The 6,486-nt window shown below is 35.4% G+C and carries 6 protein-coding genes; 4 read left to right on the forward strand and 2 right to left on the reverse strand.

Annotation, left to right across the window (positions count from 1 at the left end):
* Positions 1-909: 909 nt before the first annotated feature.
* The gene (locus C6Y01_RS18995) at positions 910-1,062 is read right to left on the reverse strand and encodes a hypothetical protein (RefSeq protein ID WP_189318708.1); all 153 of its coding nucleotides are present in this window, start codon (positions 1,060-1,062) and stop codon (positions 910-912) included.
* Positions 1,059-2,162, reverse strand: a complete 1,104-nt coding sequence (locus tag C6Y01_RS18660; protein ID WP_106038604.1) for a response regulator aspartate phosphatase — start codon at positions 2,160-2,162, stop codon at positions 1,059-1,061. Before C6Y01_RS18660 ends, C6Y01_RS18995 begins: the two co-directional genes overlap by 4 nt.
* Before the next feature lie 812 nt (positions 2,163-2,974).
* On the opposite strand from C6Y01_RS18660, the gene C6Y01_RS18665 reads away from it, so the two are divergent.
* From C6Y01_RS18665 to C6Y01_RS18680, 4 genes are all read left to right on the forward strand, one after another.
* Positions 2,975-3,997: a protein rep gene (locus C6Y01_RS18665; RefSeq protein ID WP_106038605.1), complete on the forward strand. Its 1,023-nt coding sequence runs from the start codon at positions 2,975-2,977 to the stop codon at positions 3,995-3,997.
* A 158-nt stretch (positions 3,998-4,155) separates the two neighbouring features.
* The gene (locus C6Y01_RS18670; RefSeq protein WP_011116800.1) at positions 4,156-4,626 is read left to right on the forward strand and encodes a hypothetical protein; all 471 of its coding nucleotides are present in this window, start codon (positions 4,156-4,158) and stop codon (positions 4,624-4,626) included.
* A gap of 21 nt (positions 4,627-4,647) precedes the next feature.
* Positions 4,648-5,082, forward strand: coding sequence for a terpene synthase (locus C6Y01_RS18675; RefSeq protein WP_106038606.1), 435 nt, complete (start codon positions 4,648-4,650; stop codon positions 5,080-5,082).
* A gap of 522 nt (positions 5,083-5,604) precedes the next feature.
* Positions 5,605-6,162 (forward strand): DUF3967 domain-containing protein, encoded by a 558-nt coding sequence (locus tag C6Y01_RS18680; protein WP_223249967.1) that lies wholly within the window; start codon positions 5,605-5,607, stop codon positions 6,160-6,162.
* Positions 6,163-6,486 lie beyond the last annotated feature (324 nt).

Raw genomic sequence — 6,486 nt, forward strand, 5'->3', positions numbered from 1 at the left:
AATGATCCGCCAGTTGTCAATCACTTGTCAAAGTGCCCAGTTATATGCACCAAAAAATGTGCGTGTTTTTAGAAAAGCCAACGAGGGTTTTTTCACGAAAGTTTGGTAACGTTTTGCAAAAAATCAGTCGCAACAAGGGTTCAATAATGGATGAATTAAGTTCGTGTTTGTTTTGTGTTGTTTCGGAAAGGTGTGCACTCAAAAGGAGCGTTACTGTTTAAAAAATGGAGTGAAAAACATGCGGAATGAGTCAACGGTAAGCGGAACGAAAGTGAGCATTAAGGAGTTGACACATTCACCACACCCAAAGCCTATTGATTCAAACAAACCCCGTTTGTTTGCGCCCGCCGAAGGGGCATCCCCCGAAGATCGGGGGTAGGGGGTTTGACTATTTGCGATCCAACGGGCTGACCGTTGGCGGGTTTGGGCAGAGCCCGAAAAGAGTCACTGGAGAACCAGTGCCCACTTATGCACCTAAATAGGTGCTGTGTGTTTTCTCTCCGTTCAAAGCAGAATGCCAAGCATTGTACCGTTGGCATGAAAGAGTCAAAAATGGTAAGATTAAAGAAATATTTGTGCGTCTTTTTTGTTTGGCGAAGGTGTGAGCGGAAGACGACGACAGTCGTCGAGTGGCAACGAAAAGCGAATCACCGAGAGCCAAACGAGAACCCCCCCCAGCTAACAGGGGGGTAGTAATCTTTCAAAAACAAGTAGACTTAATTATGAGACAAGCAATGAAATGAAAACTTATAAAAAAATGAGAGTGTTTTATTTTAAAATGCCTCTTAGAGCGTTCAGATTCGATTCTGAACGCTTTTATTTTTGTTCAGGTATAAAAAGATGCAGACAAAGAAAAAACGCCTTACAGGGCGTTTAAATGTTTTTATGTTGGTTATGCAATTGTTTGTTTTAAATCATCACCCTCGAATCTATTCCTTTTTCATGTTTGATCACAGCGCCTACTACACCTTTTTCAGCGATCTGATCTGTTTGAGTGTTTGAATAAACTGATAAACCTGTGATTAATAAAGCAATTAGAGATAAGCTGATCATCCATTTCATTCTAACGCCTCCGTCATTTTTATGATTTCGTCTTTTGCAACAAGTGCTTGTTCATAATATTTAACGGCTTGCGTGATATTCCCTTTATTTTTCAAGTGATTTCCTATTTCTCGTGACAATTCGGCTATATCTGTCCATAGTCTTTTTTTCTCTAGGTACTTCATGGCGTGGTGAATATTGTTTATGTGACTATTGTTGTAAAGTGCATCTAGTATCATGAGTTTTGCTCTGTATTCATCTTCGTTATTTTCCTCGACTAGATTCCATGCTTTTTTGTGCCAGACAAGAGCTTTATCAGTTTTTCCACTTTTAAAACAGACTTTGCTAAGCATGTAATATGTGCGGATGGTGTTCATTGATTCTCTATGTTCCGGTATTTCAATGGCTTTGAGTAGATGACTCTCTGCTTGTGGTAGATAGCTTCGTCTTTCGTAACTAATTCCGATATTGAAGTGAGCTAAACTTTTGGTGTATGAATCGCCTGTTTCCTCTGCTTTCTTGATGACATGTTCATAGTGCTTGTCAGCTTCTTTGTAACGCATCAAGTCAACTTTGTTTAATGCTAATATCATTTCACTATTCATTTGTTTGTAGGTGTATTGATCATTCGATTTAAAGGAATCGAGTGCTTTTTGAGCATGACTAAGGGAAAAGAAATGTTGGTCAATTTGGTAATAGGCTACGGCAATTTTGTAGTGGAATTCAGCGTGCTCAATTTCGTCGGGGATTCTCTTCAGTTTATCTTCAGCAATTTTGTAAAAGTTGATTGCATCTATGTAATTCTTGTTGTGAAACTCAAATTGTCCGTTGAAAAAGTAAAAGTAGTATTGAATCATGTCGTCTGTTTTTTGAATATCCTCTTGTTTGACGGTTGTGCGGCTTTTAATTTTTAATCGCTGCGCGTCGTCGATTAAGAGATTGTTTCTAAAGTCCAAAAGATTGAAATAGAGGAGCAGGTCTTGATTTTGTTCCATATGTGGAAGCATTCTTTTAATCTGTTCTTTCAACTGGATCGCTTCGTCTACTTTTCTTTTTTTAATTACCCCATACCATTCATTCATCATGTTAGCGACTTCTTCATATGCAATTGTTTTGACCATCATCATACCCACCTTTTGCCTGTCATAAATGTTTCTCTTAATCTTACAGATTTAGTAAATATTTAGAAAGTGAGAAATTCCCCAACGAAACCGATTCTTTTTGAGTGGGTGCGTGTGAATATGGATGCTGACAGCAATGACTTTTGGATGTACAGCTAGGGAGAATATGATCTGTTTTTTGCATGTTGTCATTGAAAATATCGGGTACAGTCACTTGGAAATAACACGTAAACTATTAGGTTTTTGATTAAACGTGATATTTCCACTGGTTACAGTCGGCAGGAACCCATAAATAGCAATGGCCAAGAAGGTCGGACCGATCGCCATGAAATGACCTTACTTGTTCTATGCTCTTCTGTTTGTCTCTTTTTCAATCTCAACATTTTTGTGGGCGGGTGATGGCACATGATTCTCCAGATCTGGAGAATTACATTCTGGAGTCAGGTTTAGTCAGGTTGTAGGGGTAGTGTAAAGAATTTTTATACTATGAATGGAGTGGAAAAAATCAAAAAAAAAATCTCCCCATGCGGGGAAATTTGGTTTAGTCTTTGGTCTTTTAGGTTTTGAGGTTTTGGTTTTTAAAAAGATGGCGGTTTCGCCAGATTTTTAGGCGATTTTGACGGAGTCAGAATCGTGTCTTTTCTTATCTTGATACATATAGAAACACTGTCATTTTGAAAAAATAGAGTAAATACAGTGATATCAATGGTTTAAAGGCATTTTGACAGGTAAAAACTCCATCTGCTATTATTAAGTCACCACAACAAAAATAATAGAGTGCTAGAGGACTAGCTTCAGAAGGAGTTTTTATTTTGACATATTCATCTGAATCGAATTATAGCATCCTTCAGGACAAAACCGCAACAGGTAAAAAGCGGGATTGGAAAGGAAAAAAGATGCGATCTTCACTAATGTCATCTCATTATGAAGGGCTTGAAAAGCGTATCGGTGCGCCTTACTACGGAAAAAAGGCAGAGAAGATATTTAATTGTGCCGAATGTCTTACGTTTAAAAGAGAAAAAGAAACAGGCAGACTTAAATTATATCAAGCTTATTTTTGTAAAGTGAGGTTGTGCCCTATGTGTGCATGGCGAAGGTCTTTAAAAATTGCTTATCACAATAAGTTGATTGTGGAAGAAGCAAACAGGCAATATAAGCCTGCATGGATATTTCTCACGTTAACAGTTAAAAATGTTGAAGGGGATCAATTGAGACAAACAATTACAGATATGATGCAAGGTTATAGAAAGCTGTTTCAATATAAGAAAGTGAAAACTGGGACACTTGGTTTTTTTAGAGCTTTAGAGATAACAAAAAATCATAAAGAAAATACATATCACCCACATTTTCATGTGCTTATCCCTGTAAAGAGAAATTACTTTGGTAAAAGTTATATTAAGCAAGCAGAGTGGACAAGTTTTTGGAAGAAGGCAATGAAATTGGATTACACACCGATTGTGCACGTGCAGCGGGTCAAAGGAAAAAAGGTGATCGATGCGGAAGCGATTGAAAAAGAAGTGCGCGAAGCAATAGAAGAACAAAAAGCGATTCTTGAAATTTCAAAGTATCCAGTCAAGGATACGGATGTGATACGTGGGAATGAAGTGACCGAGGAGAATTTGGATACGGTCTATTACTTGGATGATGCATTAAGTGCAAGGCGTTTAATTGGTTATGGCGGGATCTTGAAAGAGATTCATAAGGAACTGAATTTGACGGATGCTGAAGACGGGGATCTGATTCGTATTGAAGAAGATGAGGACGAGGTGGCGAATGATACATTTGAAGTCATGGCTCATTGGCATGTTGGCATTAAAAATTATATAACCTATTAGTAATGAATGTCAGTATTGTAATTTGTTAAAGTAATATTTAATTTCACCATCTATTTCCTTTAAAATTACCTTAATTTTCATATGTAGATATATACATAAATCCTCAATTTATATATTATTTTCACTATAATACAATAATATGTAATTTGGAGGTATTTATGAAAAAGAATTTTATTTTAACAATGATATTTACTTTGTTATTTTCGACTATGCTTTTGAGTATTGGAACTGGTGAAGCAGAAGCTGCTACTATGAAACAAGTACCTGGTTCTCCTGGGTGGAAATATCGTGTTGATAAGCCACATGTTGACGGGGTTAATAATGATTGGCATGTACATGTTGAAAAAGGAAAGATTAAAGGAGCTGAAAGAGTTACTGGAGGCAAAAGTCACGGTAAGACTCTAAATTCAGCTGGAGTCCCTAAATCTGTACAAAAAAATGTAAAGAAGACTAGTGACTTTAAAAAAGCTTTAGATAAACAGAAAAAATTAGAAAAAGAACGTCAAAAAATCTCTAAATACAGTTGGTTTGATATAGTAATGAATCCTTGGTATCTTGTAACAATAGCATCTCTAGTAGGTGTGGGAATAGCTCAGTTAATGAATTTGCCAAAATTAGTATTTGGTTAATGTTTGAGTAGGGGGGAAATCATGATAACACTTAATAGACCTTTAAAATTACGTGACTTAGAAGTTTTTCGTGTGTTGAAAAATGATAATATTTTATGTTACGTAATAATTGAGGATACTCGAAAACCATTGACAGAAGAAGATAAAAAATTAGACCCCTTATGTTATATGGATGAAGAGGATATTAATGAGATTTTGAATGTTTTTAAGATTTCAATTATTAATGATGAAAAATTAAATGAAGATGATTCGATTCTTGTGCGGTCTTACTTTTCTGATTTTGTTAATAATACTGATTTAACTAATTTTATTATTAAAGAATATGTGCAAGAGGGTTTATATGATTATGATGACGAAGATGACATCATTTTCTTTAATAGAATGTTACGTCATATAGGGTCAGATGATATCAAAAAATTCGACGATAAAAACTGGATTTATTTATCTCAAGATTGATGTTTCATTTGTATTAAAAAGAGTACAGAGGATAATTTCTGTACTCTTTTTAATACACTTAATAATCATAAGTTTGAAGGGTTGTTAGATTTAAATCATGTTTAAATACTTTTATGGTGTTATAAGTGTTATATTCATTTTTAGTTGGTTTTTCTATACTCAAACTCCCGATATTTCATTTGAAATTATTGATTTTACGATAGGTCTGTTTATTCTTTTATGGGTATTTAATGCGTAGGATTATTCATTTAAGAGTTTCGGGAAATTAGGAGATTTTAGCATACACAGGGATGTGTATATTTGCGCCATTGTCAGCCATCACTTTTTTGTTTCTTTCTGCAAATCAATTGACCTACTGTCAAAGGTGTTTTCTATTGCAAAGGAGATCCAAAGAGTTTAATCATTTTAGAGAAGAATTTAATTTATATGCAGATTATAAATTTTAATGAGCCGTTAAGGCTCATTTTTATTTGCAGGATATTTTTATTTGTATAATGAATGTTATAACGGAGGTGATGTGTTATGTCAGGCGATACAAAACAAGAACAAACTGTTTATAACAGTAGTGATACAGCTGCCATACTTAAAATACAAGAGTCCACGCTAAGGAAATATTGCATCATGTTAGATGAGGCTGGTTATAAATTTCATAAAAATGAGTACGGTCATCGAGGTTACTTTAACAATGATGTTATAGCGTTGAAACGCCTTATAGAAATAAAAAAACATCCAGATATGACGTTGAAACAGGCTTGTAACGCAGTTATATCATGGGTTAAGAAGAAAGACGTAACGGATAGTGATATAAATGATATAACGGATGATGAACGTCATAACGACAGTTATAATAAGCTTTTGGATGAGTTTGAGGAGTTTAAAAAACAACAAGAGGAATTCAATAAAGAATTAATTGATCAGTTGAAAAAACAGCAAGAATACATACAAAGTAGTCTTCTTGAAAGAGATAAAAAGCTGTTAGAGGCCATAAGAGAAACACAAGAAACGAAAAAATTAATTGCATCAACGAAACAAGAGGAAAAGGAAGGGCAAAAAAAATCTTGGTGGCAGTTTTGGAGATAGCATATAGATGGATTTTTTTGAAAAGAGCATAAGGGGTTTTTGTCCCCACTTATGGTGTGGAACTAGGCAAAGCCTAGCAAAAAAATGACCCCAAAGAAGTGGTGGAAATCACTCCTGCAGCAGTGGAGATTTTTGAGGTGATCACTTCCCGATCACTACTAAAAAACGAGCCGGTCACTGGCGGACCAGTGATGGAAAATGATCCGCCAGTTGTCAATCACTTGTCAAAGTGCCCAGTTATATGCACCAAAAAATGTGCGTGTTTTTAGAAAAGCCAACGAGGGTTTTTTCACGAAAGTTTGGTAACGTTTTGCAAAAAATCAG

The organism is Bacillus sp. NMCC46, assembly GCF_002998465.1.
GTDB lineage: Bacteria > Bacillota > Bacilli > Bacillales > Bacillaceae > Bacillus.

Excerpts from the sequence above, each read along its gene's own strand:
- C6Y01_RS18660 (WP_106038604.1), bottom strand. The coding sequence starts at position 2,162 with ATGGTCAAAACAATTGCATATGAAGAAGTCGCTAACATGATGAATGAA.
- C6Y01_RS18675 (WP_106038606.1), top strand. The coding sequence starts at position 4,648 with ATGATAACACTTAATAGACCTTTAAAATTACGTGACTTAGAAGTTTTT.
- C6Y01_RS18995 (WP_189318708.1), bottom strand. The coding sequence starts at position 1,062 with ATGAAATGGATGATCAGCTTATCTCTAATTGCTTTATTAATCACAGGT.
- C6Y01_RS18680 (WP_223249967.1), top strand. The coding sequence starts at position 5,605 with ATGTCAGGCGATACAAAACAAGAACAAACTGTTTATAACAGTAGTGAT.
- C6Y01_RS18670 (WP_011116800.1), top strand. The coding sequence starts at position 4,156 with ATGAAAAAGAATTTTATTTTAACAATGATATTTACTTTGTTATTTTCG.